Source organism: Streptomyces gottesmaniae, from assembly GCF_031845845.1.
GTDB lineage: Bacteria > Actinomycetota > Actinomycetes > Streptomycetales > Streptomycetaceae > Streptomyces > Streptomyces akebiae.
Window position 1 is genome coordinate 24,068 of record NZ_JAVRFJ010000013.1, and the last position, 19,582, is coordinate 43,649.

The 19,582-nt window shown below is 71.6% G+C and carries 14 protein-coding genes; 3 read left to right on the forward strand and 11 right to left on the reverse strand.

The features are described from left to right. Window positions 1–11: 11 nt before the first annotated feature. A complete protein-coding gene (locus tag RM704_RS16470; RefSeq protein ID WP_157856691.1) occupies window positions 12–2,900 on the forward strand; it encodes an nSTAND1 domain-containing NTPase in 2,889 nt (962 codons plus the stop codon). A 24-nt stretch (window positions 2,901–2,924) separates the two neighbouring features. Here RM704_RS16470 and RM704_RS16475 read toward each other — a convergent pair whose 3' ends face one another. From RM704_RS16475 to RM704_RS16500, 6 genes are all read right to left on the reverse strand, one after another. Beyond that, complete coding sequence (locus RM704_RS16475) at window positions 2,925–3,722, reverse strand: thioesterase family protein (RefSeq protein ID WP_033527192.1); 798 nt, start codon at window positions 3,720–3,722, stop codon at window positions 2,925–2,927. A 377-nt stretch (window positions 3,723–4,099) separates the two neighbouring features. After that, the gene (locus RM704_RS16480) at window positions 4,100–5,236 is read right to left on the reverse strand and encodes a hypothetical protein (RefSeq protein WP_033527190.1); all 1,137 of its coding nucleotides are present in this window, start codon (window positions 5,234–5,236) and stop codon (window positions 4,100–4,102) included. After that, window positions 5,233–5,748, reverse strand: coding sequence for a hypothetical protein (locus tag RM704_RS16485; protein WP_033527189.1), 516 nt, complete (start codon window positions 5,746–5,748; stop codon window positions 5,233–5,235). Before RM704_RS16485 ends, RM704_RS16480 begins: the two co-directional genes overlap by 4 nt. A 97-nt stretch (window positions 5,749–5,845) precedes the next feature. Beyond that, window positions 5,846–6,262 (reverse strand): hypothetical protein, encoded by a 417-nt coding sequence (locus tag RM704_RS16490; RefSeq protein WP_311590729.1) that lies wholly within the window; start codon window positions 6,260–6,262, stop codon window positions 5,846–5,848. Window positions 6,263–6,517: 255 nt separating this feature from the next. Next, window positions 6,518–7,204 (reverse strand): TetR/AcrR family transcriptional regulator, encoded by a 687-nt coding sequence (locus RM704_RS16495; RefSeq protein WP_052146006.1) that lies wholly within the window; start codon window positions 7,202–7,204, stop codon window positions 6,518–6,520. A 40-nt stretch (window positions 7,205–7,244) separates the two neighbouring features. Next, on the reverse strand, window positions 7,245–8,000 hold the full coding sequence (locus RM704_RS16500; protein WP_033527188.1) for an SDR family oxidoreductase: 756 nt from the start codon (window positions 7,998–8,000) through the stop codon (window positions 7,245–7,247). Window positions 8,001–8,239: 239 nt separating this feature from the next. Between RM704_RS16500 and RM704_RS16505 the strand changes: the two genes are divergently transcribed. After that, a complete protein-coding gene (locus tag RM704_RS16505) occupies window positions 8,240–8,965 on the forward strand; it encodes a DUF4232 domain-containing protein (RefSeq protein WP_033527187.1) in 726 nt (241 codons plus the stop codon). A gap of 33 nt (window positions 8,966–8,998) precedes the next feature. Here the strand turns inward: RM704_RS16505 and RM704_RS16510 are convergent, their stop codons facing one another. From RM704_RS16510 to RM704_RS16530, 5 genes are all read right to left on the reverse strand, one after another. After that, the gene (locus RM704_RS16510) at window positions 8,999–9,934 is read right to left on the reverse strand and encodes a sensor histidine kinase (RefSeq protein ID WP_052146005.1); all 936 of its coding nucleotides are present in this window, start codon (window positions 9,932–9,934) and stop codon (window positions 8,999–9,001) included. Beyond that, complete coding sequence (locus RM704_RS16515) at window positions 9,931–10,173, reverse strand: hypothetical protein (RefSeq protein ID WP_311590732.1); 243 nt, start codon at window positions 10,171–10,173, stop codon at window positions 9,931–9,933. The genes RM704_RS16510 and RM704_RS16515 overlap by 4 nt, the downstream gene beginning before the upstream one ends. A gap of 234 nt (window positions 10,174–10,407) precedes the next feature. Then, window positions 10,408–10,818 (reverse strand): ATP-binding protein, encoded by a 411-nt coding sequence (locus tag RM704_RS16520; RefSeq protein WP_033527206.1) that lies wholly within the window; start codon window positions 10,816–10,818, stop codon window positions 10,408–10,410. A 235-nt stretch (window positions 10,819–11,053) separates the two neighbouring features. Then, on the reverse strand, window positions 11,054–13,525 hold the full coding sequence (locus RM704_RS16525) for a SpoIIE family protein phosphatase (RefSeq protein ID WP_033527186.1): 2,472 nt from the start codon (window positions 13,523–13,525) through the stop codon (window positions 11,054–11,056). A 76-nt stretch (window positions 13,526–13,601) separates the two neighbouring features. Continuing rightward, the gene (locus RM704_RS16530) at window positions 13,602–17,870 is read right to left on the reverse strand and encodes a HAMP domain-containing hybrid sensor histidine kinase/response regulator (RefSeq protein WP_033527185.1); all 4,269 of its coding nucleotides are present in this window, start codon (window positions 17,868–17,870) and stop codon (window positions 13,602–13,604) included. Window positions 17,871–18,517: 647 nt separating this feature from the next. On the opposite strand from RM704_RS16530, the gene RM704_RS16535 reads away from it, so the two are divergent. Next, window positions 18,518–19,408, forward strand: a complete 891-nt coding sequence (locus RM704_RS16535; RefSeq protein ID WP_033527184.1) for a calcium-binding protein — start codon at window positions 18,518–18,520, stop codon at window positions 19,406–19,408. The last annotated feature ends 174 nt before the right edge of the window (window positions 19,409–19,582 follow it).

Here is a 19,582-nt window from a genome sequence, read left to right on the forward strand (position 1 = left end):
GTGCGTTTCAGGTGCCACGGGGAGAGCGCCCGCTGGAAGCGGAGAGCGGCCCACTGCGGGATTTCGCCGCGCGCTTGCGGAAACTGCGGGAGCAGGCCGGTGGTCCCACCTATCGGGACCTCGCTCGGCGGGCGCACTATTCGATCGCGGCGCTCTCCGCGGCCGCGGGGGGACGTCAACTTCCCTCCCTTGCGGTCACCCTCGCCTACGTCCGCGCCTGCGGCGGTGACGTGCGGGAATGGGAGCTGATCTGGCGCAGAACGGCCGCCGCATGCGCCGCCGAACGCGCCACCCCCACGTCGGTGCCCGGGCACGCCGAAGGGTCGACGGACGCGTCGCCCTGTGTCGGTCTGGCCTCTTTCCAACAGTCGGACGCCGACGCTTTCTTCGGCCGGGAGAATCTGACCACCAGACTCGTCGAACATCTGCGCAGAAAGAGATGTCTCGTTCTGTTCGGGGCGTCGGGATCCGGGAAATCCTCGGTGCTGCGCGCCGGGGTGCTGCCCCAATTCTCCGGCGAACCGGCCCTGGTATTCACCCCGGGTGCCCGTCCGCTGGAGGAATGCGCGATCCACCTGGCGGCCCGTGCCCGCCTCACGCCGGGGGCCGTCGCGGACGAACTCGCCTCGGAGCCGCGGACGCTCCACCGTGTCGTCCGCCAGATCCTGGCCCGCTCACCGGATCCGGACGACGAACTCATCATCGTCGTGGACCAGTTCGAGGAGATCTTCACCCTCTGCCCTGACACGCGGGAGCGTGACGCCTTCGTCTCCGCACTCCTGCACGCCGCGCACGCTCCCGACAGCCGTTGCCGTGTCGCACTGGCCGTGCGGTCCGACTTCTACACGCACTGCACCCGGCTGCCGGCCCTCGTCGACGCCCTGGCCGAGGCGCACGTCCCCGTCGGTCCGATGACGCTGGACGAACTGCGGGCGGCGATCGTCCAGCCGGCCGCCCGGGTCCGGCTGACCGTGGAGGGCGCCCTGCTCGCGGCACTCACCGCCGACGCCCACGGCCGGACCGGGGCGCTTCCCCTGCTCTCGCACGCCCTTCTGGAGACCTGGCACCGCCGGCGCGGCAACACCCTCACCCTCGCCGGATTCCAGGCGGCAGGCGGCTTCGAGGGCGCCCTCGCGCAGACCGCCGAAGCCTTCCACGCGTCCCTGAACGACGCCCAGCGGACCGTCGCCCGCCTGTTGTTCCTCCGCCTCATCGCCCTGGGCGAGGGCACCGAGGACACCAAACGCCGTGTGCCGCGCCAGGAACTCGACGACGGCGACGACACCGCGCTGGTCCTCGAACAAGCCACCCGGGCACGTCTGCTGACCGTCGACCGGGACCACGTCGAGATCGCCCACGAGGCACTGATCCGCTGCTGGCCCCGTCTCGGTGACTGGCTGGGCGAGAACCGGGACCGGCTGCGCCTGCACCGCGCGCTCACCGAGGCCACCGCCGTGTGGGAATCCCTGGACCGCGATCCGGACACCCTTTACCGGGGCCTGCGGCTGGCCGCCGCCAAGGACCTGCCGAAGGCGACCCTCACCGCCCGGGAACGCGCTTTCCTGGACACGAGCGAGGCGGCGGAACAGGCGCAGACCCGGCGCGCCCGCCACCGCATCCGCCGGCTGCGCCGCCTCGTCGCGGCCCTCGTCGTCCTGCTCCTGTGCGCGGCGACCGCCGTCGGCCACGCACTGCGTTCCCAGCGGACCGTCACCGCGCAGCGCAACCACCTCCTCGCGCTCCAGGCCGTCGAGACCTCGGCGGCCCTGCGTACCCGCGACCGCTCGCTCGCCGTCCAACTAGCCCTTGCCGCATACCGGTTGGAGGCGAACCGGGCCACCCGCAACGGCCTGCTGAGCGTCGCCCCGCACACCCTGGCCCGCCATGTCCACGGCATGGCCGTCACCCCGGACGGCCACAGGCTCGCCACCGCGCACGACGATGGAAGCCTCCGGATGTGGGACATGACCGACCCCCACGACCCCCGCCTCCTGGGCACGACCCACGGCCACCCCGACAGCGCCCACACCCTGGCCTTCGGCCCTGGCGGCGAGACGCTGGCCGGTATCGGCAAGGACCGCGCGATCCGGCTCTGGGACGTGACCGAACCGAGCCGACCGCACCTGCGGTCGACGACCCCGAGTCGGCACGACGACTTCGTCTTCTCCCTGGCCATGAGCCCGGACGGCCGCACCCTCGCCACCGGCAGCTACGACGACACCGTCCGTCTGTGGCACGTCCGCGACCCCGCCCGCCCCCGCTTCCTACGGGAACTGACCGGCCACTCGCTCAACGTCAAACCGGTCGCCTTCAGCCCCGACGGCTCCGTCCTGGCCTCCGGCTCCGACGATCGCACCGTCCGCCTGTGGGACGTCACCGACCCCCTCCGCGCCTCCACGACCGCCGTTCTGCGCGACCATGACGACTTCGTCGTGGGACTCGCCTTCAGCCGGGACGGCCGCACCCTCGTCTCCGGCAGCGACGATCGCACGGCACGCCTGTGGGACGTCACCGATCCGCGTCACCACCGAAGGCTCGGCCGGCTCCACGCCCATACCGGCATGATCGGCTACGTGGAGTTCACCCCGGACGGCCAGGAGGTGATCACCGCCGGGCAGGACGGCACCGTACGCCTGTGGAGGGCGACCGACCGCTCGCGTCCGACCGAACGAGCCCTGCTGACCGGCCTCTCCGGCGCCCTCGCGGTCGTCGTGCCCCTGGCGGCGCCCGACACCGTCGCCACCCTCAGCAACGACCACACGATCGAGATCTGGAACACCGACGTCGCCCGGGTGCTCGCCCACGCCTGCTCCCACGTCCGCACGCCGCTCACCCCCGCCCGGTGGAACCGCCACTTCCCCGGCCTCGACCACCGCCCGCCCTGCCCCGGCCGCGACTGAACCGGCCCCGCTGCGGCCGGGCCGTCACCCGGCGGGGTCGCGGGGTTGGACGAGGAGCGGCTGGGTCCCGGTGCCGACCGTCCCGGACAGGTCGGACAGGTCCGTCACCGTGGTCCCGACGCCGTCTCCGGACAGTGAGGTGCGGGCGTCCAGCAGGATCCACTCGCTCGCGGGATGCCGGTGCAGGCTCAACTGCAGGGCCGTGGGCACGAACAGGAAGCGGTCCAGGGCGAGTTCGTTGGAGATGCCGTTCGCCGAGTCGGCGACCACCGCCAGACGCTGCAACGGGGTGGCTGCCTCGCCCTCGACCACCGGGACCCGGACCCGGGTCCAGACCGCGGCGGGCCCCGGTTCCTGGCCGCCGCCGTGGACGAACCGCCATTCGATCGCGTCGGGATAGTGCCAGGCGCCCGGGAAGCCGGGGAAGGGCGGACGGGGTGTGGCCGCCGGGAGGGCCGGCAGCGGCGACGCGAGGTGTTCGACACGCCTGTCCGCTCGGGCGGTGGTGGCCATCGTCCAGCATCGGGCTTCGGCCACCACCCTGCCGCGGATCGTCAGCGTGGCCGCGTCGAGTCGGACCCGGCGGCCGGGGCGGAGCGTGCGGACCTCGACATGACCGGTCTCGCGCGGGATCGCACCGAGGAAGTCGATCTGGGCCGCCGTGATCCGCCCGACGCCGGCCACCACCCGCTCGATCTCGCCGAGCAGGAGCGCGGCCGGCGGGCCACCGTGTTGCAGCGACTGGTCCCAGGGGCTCTCGGTGAACCGGGTCGGCTCGAACGCGGCGGGTCCGGCCCGGTGGTAGAACGGCTCGCTCGTCACTCCGGCACGATACAGAGCGGCATCGCCCGCTCCGAGCGGCGGGGCTGCCGGGGCACCGGCGCGGTCACGGCGTCAGAGGAAGTCGGCGAGCCCGGCCAGGAAACGGTCCACGTCCTCGGCGGTGTCGTAGGGGCCCAGGGCCCGCGCGCAGGGCGGGGGCTTCGAACTTGAGCGCGGTGAAGGGCTCGTACCCGTAGAACGACCCGGTCGGTGCCACCACGTCGCGTGCGGCCAGGTGCGCCTGCGCCTCGCGGGCGTCGCGGCCTTCGAGGGCCATCAGGAGGGTCGCGGTACGGTCGGTGGCCTTCGAGTGCACGGTGACGGCGTCGCCCAGGGACTCCAGCCAGCGGGTCGAGTCGCCCGGCGTCGCGGTGCCTCTACCCCGGCATCCGCCGCCATTCACGTCCGCCGTCGTCGGAGATCCACAGTCCCTCGTCGGGTACGAGGTCGTACGTCGCCGTCGTCGCGTCCACGAGGCCGTAGAGGGTGGTGCCCTCGACGGTGAGCGAGGTGAACCTCGCCGGGGTCCTCAGTTCGTGGAAGGCGCTGTTGGTGGGGTCGTCCGCGAGCCAGTGGCGGCCGCCCTCCTCGCCGACGAGCAGCCGTCCGTCCGCGAGGACTTCCAGGACCAGCAGCTCCTGGCCGCGCTTCAGGTCCTTCCAGGTGATGCCGCCCGCGAGGACCGTCCGCCAGTGTTCACCGCCGTCCGACGTCATCAACAGGCCGCGCACGCCCTCGTCCAGGGCCAGGGCGAGGGCCGCGGTGCCGCCGCGCGCGACGAGGGCGGCGGCACCGTACGACTTCGGCACGGCCTCGGAGCCGAGGGTGCGGCCGTCACGCTGCCACACGACACGGTGCGGGTCCTCGGAAAGCGACTGCTCCAGGCTCCAGACCGTGCCCCGCTCGTCCACGGCGAAGTGGACCGCCTCGTCCGGCAGTCCGGCCGGAGGTGCCGCGGTGCGCGTGGCGGCGCGGTAGACGAGGGCCGGCTCCCCTTCCGAGAGCAGGACGTCGCCGCGGCGGGTGCGCGACAGGGTGTCGGTGACGGTGACCTGGTGCCGCTCTCCCCTGACATCGAGGACGTACGTTCCCCCGTCCCCCGGCACCCGTACGAACCCGCCGCTCACCCCCTTGAACGCGGGCGGCACGTCCTCCGCGTCGGCGTGTTCCGCGTGTTCGGCGACCGTACGGCCGTCCGGTCCGACGATGCGCCAGGCGGTCGCGGCCGGGCCCTCGTCGTCCTCGACGTTGGCGGCGTCGTACGTCAGCAGCAGCGAGCCGTCGTCCGCGCGCACCACATCGGAAGGAGCCCCGGCCGCCTCGATCACGTCGGCGGGGCTCGGGTGAGGGTCCTCGATGACCCGTCTGTACCTCGCCTCGCGGTCGCCGGGGGCGCTGTCGTCGACGCCCTCCGGACCACAGGCGCTCAGCACCACCGCCGCACCGGCCAGGGCGAACAGCCCGACCGCCCGCCCACGGCCACGTCTCCGCCGCCGCGCCGGGGCACCGGTCACCGGAGGCTGCCCGTGAGGGTGTCGTCCTGCCAGGCCGCCAGCCGGTCGGCGATCGCGGCGGTGCCGTCGAGAACGTGCCGGGAGAACGCGTCCCGTTCGTGGGCGATGACGGCGGCTTCCCAGACGCAGGGGGCCAGGCCCGCGCGTCCCGGTCGGAGTCGGTCGGGCTGCCCGGCCGGACCGGTGAAGATGGCCAGGTCGGACATGTGGCCCTCGATCCAGGTGTGGACCAGGACGTAGTCGCCGTCGCCGCCCGCGTGCACGATCAGGGCGGCGAGCCCGAGCGACCCGCGGACACGGCCGAGTTCGAGGTGCGCCGCCGTGATCCGCAGGGCCGCGTCCGTGTCCTGCTCCGTGACACCGCGGCCCGGCGCCTCCAGGGCGTACACCTTGACCAGGTGACCGCCGGCCTCCCGCGTACCCAGCGGACGTACGGTGCGTCCGTGATGGCCTCGGGACAGGTCGAGCAGCGCCGCCGGGTCCACCGCTGCCGGGAGTTCGTGATCGCTCATGTGCCCATCATGCGGTGCCGACGGCTCAACCCGTGCGCAGGGGCCGGGAGATGAGGTCTCCGTGCCTCGCACGGCCCGGCCGTTCCGGCTGTCCCTGCTATTCCGGCTGGGTCACCGTCAGTGCCCAGCGGATCTCCTCGGACGAGGCGTCGACCCCGATGGTGAAGGAGCCCTTCCGGACCACACCGGCGTCCATGGTCACCGAGCCGACCCCGGCGGTTCCCGTCGGGCAGTCGACCGAGAACGCGGCGACCTCCGTCTCCTGCGATCGCATCGTCACCCGCACGTCACCGCCGCCCTCGCAGGCCACCGTGAGGACGGTCGGCAGCTTCTCCCAGGCTCCGCCCGACGCCACGCCGCCGTCGCCGGTCTGCTCCGGCACCCACACCAGGCCCTCCGGACCGGGGTGGGGCAGCAGAGGGTCTCCCGCCGCGGCGGCGGACCCCACGCCGGAACCCGCCAGCGCACCGGCCGTCAGCGTTGCCACGGCCAGAGCCTTCGTCGTTCGGTTCACACGCACTCCCTCGCTCGGCTGTCCTGGACGCCACAGTCTGCCCATGTGATCGTCGCCGGACCTGAGTACGCGTACTCAGAAACGATCAGGTTGGCCGGAACCCGTCGTATCCGAGAGCCGCGGTGGTCGACGCCGAGGAAGGCCGACACCGTCACAGCGGGCCGCCGTCGCCCCCGCAGTACCGGGTGGGCACTCGCACCTGTCCGGTGGAGCGATGTATCGGCGTCCGGGCAGCGTGAACCGGTGGTCCGGGACTCAGGACCCGGTGCTGTAGCGGCTGAGCATGAGGGCGACGGCTTCGTCCACGATCGCGGCGTCGGTGGGGCTGGGCGGGACGAAGTCGGTCCGGACGAGTTGGGGCCACAGGAACTGGCTGCAGATCAGGCCGAGGAACTGCTCGGCCACTTCGGACGCCGACTGTGGCTTCCCGTCGGCCGAACGGAAGTCGAGTGTGCCGGCCCGCGCTTCGGCCTCCAGGTAGTCGCGGAGCCGGTCGAAGAAGGGTCCGCGGTCGATGGCGAAGCCGGTGCCGACGATGTCGGCGAGCTCCGGCATCTGGGGAAGTTCGGTGATGATCAGGCGGCACAGCGCCGCCGTGCCCGGCCGCGCGACCAGGCAGGCGTAGTCGCGGCCGATGTGGTCCAGACCGTATCGGGGGTCACCGGGCGGGGGCGGCGCGGCGTACTCCATGTCCAGCTGCCATTGTTCGGCGGTGACGGCCGCGAACAGCGCGGCCTTGGAGGGGTAGCGCTTGAAGAGGGTGCCGGTGGAGACACGGGCCTCCTTGGCGATCTGGGCCAGGGAGGTCTTGTCGTATCCCCGGGCGAGGAAGAGGTCGCGGGCGGCGCGGATGATGCGGGCGCGGTTCTCCGCCTTGATCTGCGCGTGATACCCGGCCTGGCACGTATCGCCACCGGTTTCCGCTCGGTCCGCCACCGACATACCCACGCCCCTCGCCCGTCTCCCGGCCGCGTCCCCGCTGTCAGAGGACGGTCTGGCCTCCGTCCAGGATAAGGTCCTGGCCCACGGCGAAGGCGGAGCCGTCCGAGGCCAGGTACACGACGGCCTCCGCGACCTCCTCGGGCATACCCATGCGACCCAGCGGGATGCCGGCGCTGATCCCCTCCAGGACCGCTGCGTGCACCGCGGGGTCCTCGATCCCGAGCTTGGAGTACAGCGGGGTGTCCACCGGGCCGGGGCTGACCGCGTTGAACCGGATGCCGTGCGACCTGAGCAGGTCCGCGTTCCACGACCGCATCAGGGAGCCCACAGCAGCCTTCGTCGCGGCGTAGGCGTTCGAATTCCCGTAGCCGCCGTGCGCGCTGCTGGACGCGTTGAGGATGACCGAGGACGGGTTGGCCAGCACGGGCACCAGGGCCTGCGTGAGGAAGAAGACGCTCTTGACGTTGATGTCGAAGAGCCGGTCGAAACTGTCCTCGGTGTGGTCCTCGAACGGCCGCCAGTCCGAGACACCGGCGTTCAGGAACACCACGTCCAGCTCCCCGAAGTGCTCACGCACCTGCTTCGCCAGGCCGCGCTGCGCATCGAGGTCGCGTGCGTCGGCCTGCACCACCGGCACCTTGTCCCCGAGGACCTGCCGCGCCCTGTCGATGCTGGCCGGGGTCACGCCCGTGACCAGCACGTCGGCCCCCTCCGCGAGAAAACGCCGCGCGGTCTCCAGCCCGATTCCACTGGTGCCGCCGGTGATGAGGGCGCGCTTGCCCGTAAGACGATTCATGGTGATGGTTCCTTGCCGAGGCGTAAGGTAAGTCGATGGACTCACCACTCGAAGGTAGCCCTCTCGCCGCCCCTATGGCAAGTCGATCCACTTACCATTGCTTTCCCCTCGCACGGGGCCGAGGGCGCGCACAGTGTCACAGTGCTGTCCGGAGACGGTTTCCTCTCGGTGCGAGCGGGTGGAGGGACCGCTCCCATGAGGCACGATCACCGGACATTCACACTTTCGGGGGGTTCCTCATGACTCACGCAGCTCGTTCGCGCCGTATCACCGCCGTACTCGCCGCCTGCTCGCTCGGCATCGTGGCGCTGACCGCCTGCGAGGGGGGCGCCGACAGCGACGCGGCTTCCCCGAGCACGTCGGCGAGCGCGCCCGGCAAGGGATCGGGCAAGGGGGCGGGTTCGGACAAGGACGCGACCGCGACCGCCTCCCCGGATGACGCCGACGGAGCGGGCGGCGGCAGTGGCGGCGACTCCTCCGACAGTGACGGCACCCCGCCGTCGTCGGACTCCGGATCCGACAAGTCCGGGTCTGGCGGGTCCGGGACCGACGACGACCAGGACGGCGGCGTGGGCATGTGCGAGACGACCGACCTGAGCTACGACGTCACCGTCGCGTCCAAGTCGGCCAACCACGCCCTGCTGACCGCGACCAACACCGGCGGCGACCCCTGCCTGCTGGCGGCGAACGACCTGGTGATCACGATCCCGGGGCTCGACGGCGCCGCGGAGCACCGCGGCCCCACCGTCGACGACTGGCTCCTGAACGCCGGCGAGAGAGCCTACGCCGGGATCCTGTTCTCCGGCGTCGGCACCGAGGGCGGCAAGACCGCCCACCAGGTGGAGATCGCGCTCACGGCTTCCGAGAGCCCGGCGACGGTGGCGATCGACAACGGCCCCGTCACGGTCAACGACGGCACCGTCACCAGCTTCCTCGGAACGGCCGAGGACGCGCTGTCCTACTGACCCCGCACCGGGTGCGAGCCGGGCGGGGTGCGGTCAGAGGTCCAGGTAGAAGCGGATGGTCGTACCGGCCTCGGTCGTGTGGAGGCGCACGAGGTCGGCGACGTAGTGGACGAGCATCAGACCGCGTCCGCCCAACTGGTCGCGGGCCGGGGGCCTGCGGCCCGCCAGGGGATCGGTCAGGCGGCCCGGGTCGTGGACCTCGCAGACGACCTGCGGACCCTCGGCCCAGACGCGCAGGGTGCCCGATCCACCGCCGTGCACCACGCTGTTGGTGGTCAGCTCCGCCACCGCCAGTGTCAGATCCTGCAACCGGGCGCCGGTCAGACCCAACTGTCGGGCTTCCTGGGTCGCGAAGGAGCGGGCCGACGGGAGCGCGTCCGCGTCGAACGAGAGGGAAGCCGCTCCGGGCGGACAGGTGAGCGGCTGGTTGTAGCGGGCGACCGCTCGCTCGGGAGCGTAGACGTCGCTGGTCAGTTCGACACCGTCGTCGATGACGACGGGATGGGTGACGTGGGCGTCGGCGAGCGCCTCCGGGGCGAGGGCGTCCGCGTCGTACGGGCACAGGATCGTCACGTCCCGGCCCTGGAAGGCCGCGTTGATGAGGGCCTCGTGCTGGACGCACGCCGGGTACTCCGCGGCCGAGCGGTCGGCCCAGATGGGCTCGCCGATGATCCGCACCCGGCCGGCCGGGTGGGCGTCGGCGAAGGCACGCAGGACACCGGGGATGATGCGCCCCGGGTTGCGGCCCGCCTGAGTCATGTCGAGGAACTTGACGTCGGCGGCGCTCGCTCCCATTTCGGCCTTGATCAGTTCGAGGTTGGGGCCCGGAACGGCGACCGCGACCGCCTCTCCGGCGGACAGTCCCGCCAGCAGGAACGGCACCGTGCCCGCCGTGTACTGCTCACTTCCCCGGTAGAACAGCGCAGGGTGCACGAAGGGGTCACGTTCGCTGCTCGTGGTCGTACTCATCTCCCCGCCACCTCGATCTTCGACAGGCCGGGCCAGAACATGTCCAGGATCCGCTCCAGCTCCGGCGGTGGACGGTCCACGACGATCCGGCCCGTTCCCAGTCGTTGCGCCGTGACCGCCAGCGCCGCCGCACCGCCCACGTCGATGGACAGCAGATCGGCCAGTTCCACGAAGGAGACGTCCGTATGGGCGTTCGCCAGGTCCTCCAGAGCGTGTTCCCAGAAAGATCGGTTGATCACGTTGATCTCTCCAACGGCTCGGATTCCCCTGCGGCCCGGCAGAGATCGGATCTCCAGCGCGGTGCCCCTGTGCGGCCGCGCCGACCCCGGCTCGTGCACGTCGTGGGAGGCATTCACGTTCTCTCCCCGTGTCCCCTGTGCCGCCGTACGGCACTCCCCGGCCCTCCGCTCACCGTGCCCACGCGACGGCGGGCAACGGACACGTCATCGTATAACCCGCCGGTGGGGCAGGTCTCATCCGGCGTCCGGCCGCCCCGCGCGCGCCGGGCGGAAGCAAGCCGACACCGTCTTGCCGTGCCGCTGGCACCTCATCTCCATCGTGTCGGCGAGCATCCGTACGATTCCCACGCCGCGGCCGGAGGTCTCCCCCGCCCGGGGGCTGCGTTGACGCGGCAGGGTCGGGTCCTCGTCGTGCACGCTCACGTGCAGGCAGTCACCGTCCCAGGTGAGGATCAGGTGCGCGTCACTGTGCGCGTGGATGTGCGCGTTGGTGAGCAGTTCGGACACGGCCAGGACGACGGCGTCCACCGTCTCGGGCTCGTCCGCGGTCCACGGAAAGGACTCCAACTGCCTGCGTGTCCACCGCCGCCCGGCGTGCACGCCCCCCGACACGGGAAACGAGTGCGCCCAGCCCTTCGCCTTGATGCCCGTCGGGTTCGTCCCTGTCGCGTTCGTCCCTGTCGCCTCCGTGCCCGACGCTTTCCTGCCCGTCGCCTTCTTGCCCGTCTGCTCGGTGTCCGTGGCTCCGGTGTCCGTCCTCTTGCTCGTCACCGACTTCCCCGTTCTTCCGTCCGACGCCGACTCGTACACACCGTGTGCCCGTCAACGGCGCCCGCAGACGTTCCCACGCCCGTTCGGCCGTCTTCTCGGACGGCGGTGATCAGTCCGCGAGGGCCTGCGCGACCCGGACGCCCACGAGACAGGTGTCGTCGTCCGTGTCCGATTTGCTGTAGGTGAGGAGGCGGTCCAGCTGCTGGTCGAGGGTGGGGGGCACGGTGCGGGCGGCGGTGAGCAGTTGGGCCAGGGATTCCTCCACGGAGCGGTCACGGCGTTCGATCAGACCGTCGGTGTACATCAGGAGAGTGTCGTCGACGGCCAGTTGGAGTTCGTGTTCCTCGTAGGTCGCCTCGGGCAGGGCGCCGAGCAGCAGGCCCTTGATCAGCGGGAGCGGCGAAGCCTCGGCGGCGCGGACCAGGACGGGCGGCAGATGGCCCGCTCTGGCCCAGCGCAGGGTGTGGCGGTGCGGGTCGTAGAGCCCGCAGACGGCCGTGGCGGTGACGGATCCGGTCAGGTGGTGGGCCACCATGTTGAGCCAGGCCAGCAACTGGCCCGGTCCGGCGCCGGTCACGGCGAGTCCCCGCAGGGCGTTGCGCAGGACGACCATGCTGGTGGCCGCCTCTATGCCGTGCCCGGCGACGTCTCCCACGCACAGCAGTACCAGCCCGGAGGGCAGCACGACCGCGTCGTACCAGTCGCCGCCCACCAGGTGCTGGGTCTCGGCGGGCCGGTAGCGGACGGCCACGCGTAGTCCGGGGGCCTCCAGGGGGGCCTGGGCCGGGGGCATGATCGCGTGCTGGAGCTGAAGGGTGAGCCGGTCGCGTTCGCTCGCCTGCTGCTCGGAGTGGGCGAGCTGGTCCCGTGTGGCGGCGAGGGCGACCTCCGTCCAGTGGTGGGCGGAGATGTCCTGGTAGGCGCCCCGGACGACGAAGAGCCGGCCGTCGGAGTCGAGGACCGGCTCGGCCACCACGCGGATGTGCCGGGTGACGCCGTCGGGCCGCTGGAGCCGGAACGCCGCGGACGCGGAGCGACGGTGGTGCAGCAGAGTGCGCAGGAACCGGCCGATGGCGACGGCGTCGTCGGGGTGGGCGTGGGCGGGCAGGTCCTCCAGCGGGACGGGGCCGCTGACGGAGGGCTTGCCGTAGAGGCTGTAGAGCTGGCCGTTCCAGGTGATCTCGCCGGTGACGAGATTCTCCTCGAAACCGCCGATACGGCCGAGCCGTTGGGCGTGCTGCAGCAGGCTCGCCAGCCGTGCGGTCTCGTCCTCTATGCGCCAGATGAGCAGGACGCTGCCGCCGTGCCGGGTGATGTTGATGTCGGCGACCGTCGCCAGCGGTACGTCCTCCACGAGGGAGGTGAGCCGCATGCGCCGGGCGCGGAACGGCTCGCCGGTGGCGTAGACGCGTTCGATCTGCTCGAACAGCTCGCTCTCGCCGGCGGCCATGGGATACGTCTCCAGGAGCAGGGCTCCGTTGACGACGCCCCGGGGCCGGCCGGCCGGGTCGAGGAAGCGGCTGTTGACGTGGTGGATGCGGAAGTCGACCAGGTCCCCGGTGGCGTCCAGGTGGGGGACGAGCACCAGCGCGGGGTCGTGGAGACCGTCGGCGAGGTCCATCAGTTCGGCGACGGCGGGCAGGATGCCGGGGCGCGTGTCGCCGTCGCCGTGGGGCGGCACGAAGGTCCCGAGCGTGTGGGCGCACAGCTCGGCCAGGGCCTCGACCTGGCGGACGATCTGCGGGGGCTGTGCCTCCAGCGGCGTGGGCCAGACGATCTCCAGCACTCCGTGGATGCGGCCGCCGGTGCCCGCGGGTACGGCGACCCGGCCGCCGTCGGGATGGTGGTGCCGGCCGATGGAGGGCAGACCGGTCTGCGACAGGCAGCCGATCCACTGACCGGCTCGGTCCTCGAGTCCGCGGCGGGCGACGGTGACGACACCCGGCGGGACGTACCGCCAGCGTGCCGCCTCGGCGGCCGAGAAACCGGCGCTGCCGGCGAGGGTGAGGGAACCGTCGGCGCCCAGCGCCCAGATGGCCACGGCTTCGGCGCCGAGCGGGGTGAGGGCGTGTTCCAGGAGGGAGTCGGCCACGGCCTGGGCGTCGTGGGCGGCCAGGGCGGCGCTCTCCGCGGTCCGCAGCCGTACGGCGAAGGAACCGCCGCCCGGTGGGTCGTCGGCGTCGTCCCGGCCCGCGGGGGTCGCGAGGAGGGCGGTCGTCATCTCGGAGAGCCGGTCGCGTGCGGCCTGGTTGATGACCTCGACGGCGAACTCCAGGGGCGTCAGGCCCGCTTGCTCGGCCAGTTCGGCGAGTTGCAGGGCCGCCTGGGCCGGCCCGCAGCCGAGTCGCTCGACGAGGATGCCCTTGGCCAGTTCGATCACGGCACGGCCGTCGGCCTCCGCCTGGGCCGCCTGCACCTCGCGGCGCAGCCGCTCCACGGTCGCGGCGAGCCTGCCGACGGGCGAGGACTGCTCCCGCGCGTACGCGGCGTTCACGTCGGCAGCGGGCACGTCGTCGCCCGGAGACCCGCCCGGCGCGACGTCTGCGTGCCGCGGCTCGGCCGGCTGGTGGGTGTTGCTCACGGTTGACCTGTTCCTCGGCTCGGGCGTCCCGGGACGCCACGCGATGGGCTGGTGCGCGCGGCGGTGTGACGCCCCGTCATACGGTCAGCCAACGTCGGACGCGGCCGATGAGGTCACCCGTGTCGACCGGCTTGGTGACGTAGTCGTTCGCGCCGGACGCCAGGCTCTTCTCCTGGTCACCCGGCATGGCCTTCGCGGTGACGGCGATGATGGGCAGGTCGGCGTACTGGGGCATCGCACGGATCTCCGAGGTGGCGGTGTAGCCGTCCATCTCGGGCATCATCACGTCCATCAGGACCAGGGAGACGTCCGGGTGGGCGAGCAGCATCTCGATGCCCCGGCGGCCGTTGTCGGCGTGCAGGACGTGGAAGCCGTGGAGTTCCAGCATTCCGCTGAGTGCGAAGAGGTTGCGGGCGTCGTCGTCGACCACGAGGACCTTGCGGCCCTCGAAGGCGCCGTCGACGACCTGCGCGGCCGGGCGCTGGGTCTCCTCGGCGCGTACCAGGGACAGCACGTCCCCCGGCTCCTCGGCGGACAGGTGCAGGGTGATGCGTTCGCGCAGTTCGTCGAGGCTGGAGAGGAAGTCGAGCGGGCGGCCGTCCGCACGGGAGCGCAGGGCCTGTTCGTGCGCCAGGTCCACCCGATGGCCGGTGTGCACGAGGACGGGCACGCTGGCGAGCGCCGAGTCGCCCTCCATGGCTTCCAGCAGACGCGCGCCCTCGTCGTCGGGGACGGCCATTTCGAGGACGACGCAGTGGCAGGGCTCGGAGGCCAGTGTGCTCGCGGCTTCCTGTGCTCCGACCGCCGTGATGATGTCGATCGCGCCGAGGGGATCGCCGTCGGACGCGAGGTCCGCGACCGCGCGTTCGGCGACGAGGGTCAGCAGTCCTCGCGGGCGCTCCTCGACGACCAGCAGGCGGCGTCGGCGCTGCTCGGGCGCCGTGGGGGAGGCGGTGTCCGGCCGGGACGCCGAGGGCAGCTCACGGCCGGAGGGGTGCGCGTGCTCCGTCGGTCGGCCTTCGCCGTCGAGCAGTTCCTCGAAGTCGTCGCGCGCCACGGGCAGGTAGAGGGTGAAGGTGCTGCCCTGACCGGGTGTGCTGTCGACCGTGACGGCGCCGCCGAGCAGATGGGCGATCTCCCGGGTGATCGACAGGCCGAGGCCCGTGCCGCCGTACTTGCGGCTGGTGGTGCCGTCCGCCTGCTGGAACGCCCCGAAGATCGTCTCCAACTGCTGCTGGGGGATGCCGATACCGGTGTCCTTGACCCGGAACGCCACGACGGGACCGCCACGCAGGACCCCCACGGGGACCTCGCGGTCCACGGCGGGCTCGATGCGCAGGGTGACACCGCCCTCTTCGGTGAACTTCACCGCGTTCGACAGCAGGTTGCGCAGGATCTGCCGCAGCCGGGAGTCGTCGGTGAGCAGGTCGGCGGGCGTCCCCGGTGCGGTGGCCACCGTGAAGTCCAGGCTCTTCTGCGACGTCATCGGGCGGAACGTGGCCTCGACGTACTCGAGCAGCTTGCGCAGTGGTACCCGCTCGGGGGCGACGTCCATCTTGCCCGCCTCGACCTTCGACAGGTCGAGGATGTCGTTGATCAGCTGCAGCAGGTCCGAGCCAGCCGAGTGGATGATGCCCGCGTACTCGACCTGCTTGGGCGTGAGGTTGCGCGAGGGGTTCTGGGCCAGCAACTGGGCCAGGATCAGCAGGCTGTTGAGCGGCGTGCGCAGTTCGTGGCTCATGTTCGCCAGGAACTCCGACTTGTACTTGGACGCCAGAGCCAGCTGCTGTGCGCGCGTCTCCAGCTCCTGCCGCGCCTGTTCGATCTCCAGGTTCTTGGCCTCGATGTCGCTGTTCTGCGAGGCCAGCAGGGAGGCCTTCTCCTCCAGCTCGGCGTTGGAGCGCTGCAGTTCCTCCTGCTGCACCTGCAACTCCTCGGACCTCGCCTGGAGTTCGGCGGTCAGCCGCTGGGACTCCCCGAGCAGTTCGTCGGTGCGGGCGTTGGCCACGATCGTGTTGAGGTTGACGCCGATGGTCGGCATCAGCTGGGTGAGGAAGTCCTGGTGGATCTGGGTGAAGGGGGTGACGGATCCCAGTTCGATGACGCCGAGGACCTGGTCCTCGACCACGATGGGCAGCACCACCAGGGCGCTGGGCACGGCCTGCCCGAGTCCGGAGGAGATGGTCACATAGCCCGGCGGCAGTTCCTCGACGCTGATGGGACGGCGGTTGCGCGCGGCCTGTCCGACCAGCGAACGGCCCACGGGGATGCGCTCGGGCCGGTCGGTGTCGTCGGGGTAGCCGTACGAGCCCACCAGCCGCAGTTCCGGCCCCCGCTCGGTGTCCTCGGCGAGGTAGAAGGCGCCGTACTGGGCCGAGGCCAGCGGTGCGAGCTCATCCATGATGAGCTCGGCGACGACGGGCAGGTCACGGTGGCCCTGCATCAGGCCGGAGATCCGGGCGAGGTTGGTCTTCAGCCAGTCCTGCTCCTGGTTGGCCCGGGTGGTCTCGCGCAGGGACTCCACCATGGAGTTGATGTTGTCCTTGAGGTCGGCGACCTCACCGGACGCCTCGACGGTGATGGAGCGCGTCAGGTCACCCTCGGCGACGGCGCTGGTGACCTCGGCGATGGCGCGGACCTGCCGGGTGAGGTTTCCGGCCAGTTCGTTGACGTTCTCGGTGAGCCGCTTCCAGGTGCCCTCGACGCCCTCCACCTCGGCCTGCCCACCGAGCCGCCCCTCACTGCCGACCTCGCGGGCGACGCGGGTGACCTCGGCGGCGAACGACGACAGCTGGTCGACCATCGTGTTGATGGTGGTCTTCAGCTCCAGGATCTCGCCGCGGGCGTCGACGTCGATCTTCTTCGACAGGTCACCGCCCGCCACCGCCGTCGTCACCAGGGCGATGTTGCGGACCTGACCGGTGAGGTTGTTCGCCATCGAGTTGACGTTGTCGGTCAGGTCCTTCCAGGTGCCCGCGACGTTGGGAACGTGCGCCTGGCCCCCGAGGCGTCCCTCGGTGCCGACCTCGCGGGCGACACGGGTGACCTCGTCGGCGAACGCGGACAGGGTGTCGACCATGGTGTTGATGACGTCGGCGAGGGCGGCGACCTCGCCCTTGGCCTCGACGGTGATCTTCTGGGACAGGTCGCCGCGCGCGACGGCCGTGGCGACCTGGGCGATCGAGCGGACCTGGCCGGTCAGGTTGGACGCCATGACGTTGACGTTGTCGGTCAGGTCCTTCCAGGTGCCCGAGGCACCCCGGACGATCGCCTGTCCGCCCAGATTGCCCTCGGTGCCGACCTCGCGCGCGACGCGCGTGACCTCGTCCGCGAAACCGGACAACTGGTCCACCATCGTGTTGATGGTGTCCTTGAGCTCCAGGATCTCCCCGCGGGCGTCCACGGTGATCTTCTGCGACAGATCGCCCTGCGCCACCGCCGTGGCCACCTGGGCGATGTTGCGGACCTGGGAGGTGAGGTTGGCCCCCATGAAGTTCACGGAGTCCGTGAGGTCCCGCCAGGTGCCCTTCACGCCCTTGACGTCCGCCTGTCCGCCGAGCCGCCCCTCGGTGCCCACCTCGCGGGCGACGCGCGTGACCTCGTCGGCGAAACCGGACAGCTGGTCCACCATCGTGTTGATGGTGTTCTTCAACTCCAGGATCTCACCCCGCGCGTCCACGGTGATCTTCTGCGACAGGTCGCCCTGCGCCACCGCCGTGGTGACCTGGGCGATGTTGCGGACCTGGGAGGTGAGGTTGCCGGCCATGAAGTTCACGGAGTCCGTGAGGTCGCGCCAGACACCGCCGACGCCGGGCACCTGCGCCTGACCGCCGAGCCGCCCCTCGCTGCCGACCTCACGCGCGACGCGCGTGACCTCGTCCGCGAACGCGGAGAGCTGGTCGACCATCGTGTTGACGGTCTCCTTCAGCTGGAGGATCTCGCCGCGCGCCGGGACGTCGATCTTCTGCGACAGATCACCCCTGGCGACGGCCGTCGCCACCTGGGCGATGTCGCGCACCTGGGTGGTCAGATTGCCCGCCATGGCGTTGACCGAGTCGGTGAGGTCGGCCCAGGTGCCCGAGACGCCCGGCACCTCTGCCTGACCGCCGAGCGTGCCCTCGGTGCCCACCTCGCGGGCCACCCGGGTGACCTCCGAGGTGAACACGGACAGCTGGTCCACCATGCCGTTGAAGACGGTGGCGATGTCGCCGAGCAGCCCCTCGCCGTCGGACGGCAGCCGGGTACCGAAATCGCCGTCCCGTACGGCGGTCAGTCCGGCCAGGAGCTGCCGTAGCTCCTGCTCTCCCGGGGCCCGTTCGACCGTCTCGGTCGTCTTGCCGCTCATGCGCACCCTCGTTCCGCTCCCCTAGAGCCCTCGCGCCGAGGACTCGGAACCCGCGCCGGACCGTGAAAGGCCCGCTCACCGGCCGAGTTTTCGCAGTTCACGAATCGGCCGGATGAGAAAATCCGGTGAAGGTTAACGCAGTTGTCGTCCGACAACCAAAGCCGGTCGTGAAGTTCCCGACCGCCCCGAAAAGATACCGCCCCGAGCGGACTACACGGCCGGACCCGGGGCACTCGGAACGGTTCCACGCCGCCGCCCGCAGCCCCCCGAGAGCACCTCGACGGAGTGCTTTCAGCCGCTTTCCGACCCGCTGTCCGCTCTTCGTCGCCGAGCGCTCCGAGGATGTGCCCGTACTCACGGTCTGCCATGGTCGACGAGGCCGCGCCCGAGGGCCGGCGCCGCGGCCGCGCCTTCGGAGGCCCCGCCGGTCCCCGGCTCTCGGAGGTACGGCCGGGGGCGGCCCGCAGAGTCGCGGCGCACCGGGCAAGGCGCGCTCGGACCGGCGCAGTGCCTGGCCCGACGGAGTCGGCCGGTATATGGGGGCCCTCCCCCCATGCGCCACCCCGGGCCCGCCGGAGACCGTGGGGGCGGCCCGGGGCACCTGCGGTGCGCCGGGCCGGTCGACGGAGGAAATCGAGAGGGAGTCCATGGGAAGAGAAGCGTTACTCCGGGTCCTGGTGGTCGCGGCGACGGCCGCCTCCGCGGTGACATTGACCGGAGGGCCCGCGAGCGCGGCCACGGGTGTGTTCAAGAGCGGGACCAACGTGGTCGTCAACGCGGCGGCGGGGCGCGCCAACAACATCACGGTCAGCCTGTCCGGGAGCAACGTCGTCATCCAGGACACCTCCGACACCCTGACCGCCGGTGTCGGATGCACCCTCCAGGTCAACGGCTCGGTGGCCTGTCCGGTGAGCCTCAACACCGACACGGTCGTGGTCAACGCCGGTGACGGCAACGACATCATCACCAAGACCGGCAACGTCCGCGGCGACCTGAAGGGCGAGTCCGGCAACGACGTCGTCAACGGCGGCCCCAGCCCGGGCAGCAACATCCTCAACGGCGGCACGGGGAACGACACCCTGAACGGCGGCGTCACCTTCGACCTCCTCATCGGCGGCACGGGCGCGGACCGGCTCAGCGGCGGGGGCGGGGCCAGCGACATCGCCAGCTATCTGGAGAGCGGCTCCGGGGTGGTCGTCGACATCGACAACGCCGCCGACGACGGCATCGGCGGCGAGGGCGACAACGTCCTCACGGACGTCGAGATCGTCTACGGCAGCCCGTTCGGCGACACGCTCACCGGTGGCACGGCGGGCGACATCCTGTCCGGCTTCGGGGGCAACGACCTCCTGGTGGGCGGCACGGGCAACGACACCCTCGTCGGTGGCGCCGGCGGCGACAGCCACAGCGGAGGGGCCGGCAACGACACCCTCGACGCCGTGGACGGCGTGTTCGGAAACGACTCCCTCAACGGGGGCACCAACACCGACACCTGCAAGGCCGACACGAGCGACACCAAGAGCGCCTGCGAGGCGTGAGGTGACGCGGCGGGGCCGGACCGCGCAGAGCCGCGGCCCGGCCCCGCGACCGTTCCGGCCGACGGTGGACGCGATGAGGCCGTCGCCTCTGCCCTCCGCATGCGGTGACCGCGACAGGGTGCCCGACGCCCCGCCGGTGCCACCACGGGAGCCCGCGTGCAGAATTCGGCCGGG

Coding starts and splice junctions, on each gene's coding strand:
- RM704_RS16485 (WP_033527189.1), bottom strand. CDS start 5,748: ATGAGCGATCACGAACTCCCGGCAGCGGTGGACCCGGCGGCGCTGCTC.
- RM704_RS16495 (WP_052146006.1), bottom strand. CDS start 7,204: ATGTCGGTGGCGGACCGAGCGGAAACCGGTGGCGATACGTGCCAGGCC.
- RM704_RS16500 (WP_033527188.1), bottom strand. CDS start 8,000: ATGAATCGTCTTACGGGCAAGCGCGCCCTCATCACCGGCGGCACCAGT.
- RM704_RS16505 (WP_033527187.1), top strand. CDS start 8,240: ATGACTCACGCAGCTCGTTCGCGCCGTATCACCGCCGTACTCGCCGCC.
- RM704_RS16510 (WP_052146005.1), bottom strand. CDS start 9,934: ATGAGTACGACCACGAGCAGCGAACGTGACCCCTTCGTGCACCCTGCG.
- RM704_RS16530 (WP_033527185.1), bottom strand. CDS start 17,870: ATGAGCGGCAAGACGACCGAGACGGTCGAACGGGCCCCGGGAGAGCAG.
- RM704_RS16535 (WP_033527184.1), top strand. CDS start 18,518: ATGGGAAGAGAAGCGTTACTCCGGGTCCTGGTGGTCGCGGCGACGGCC.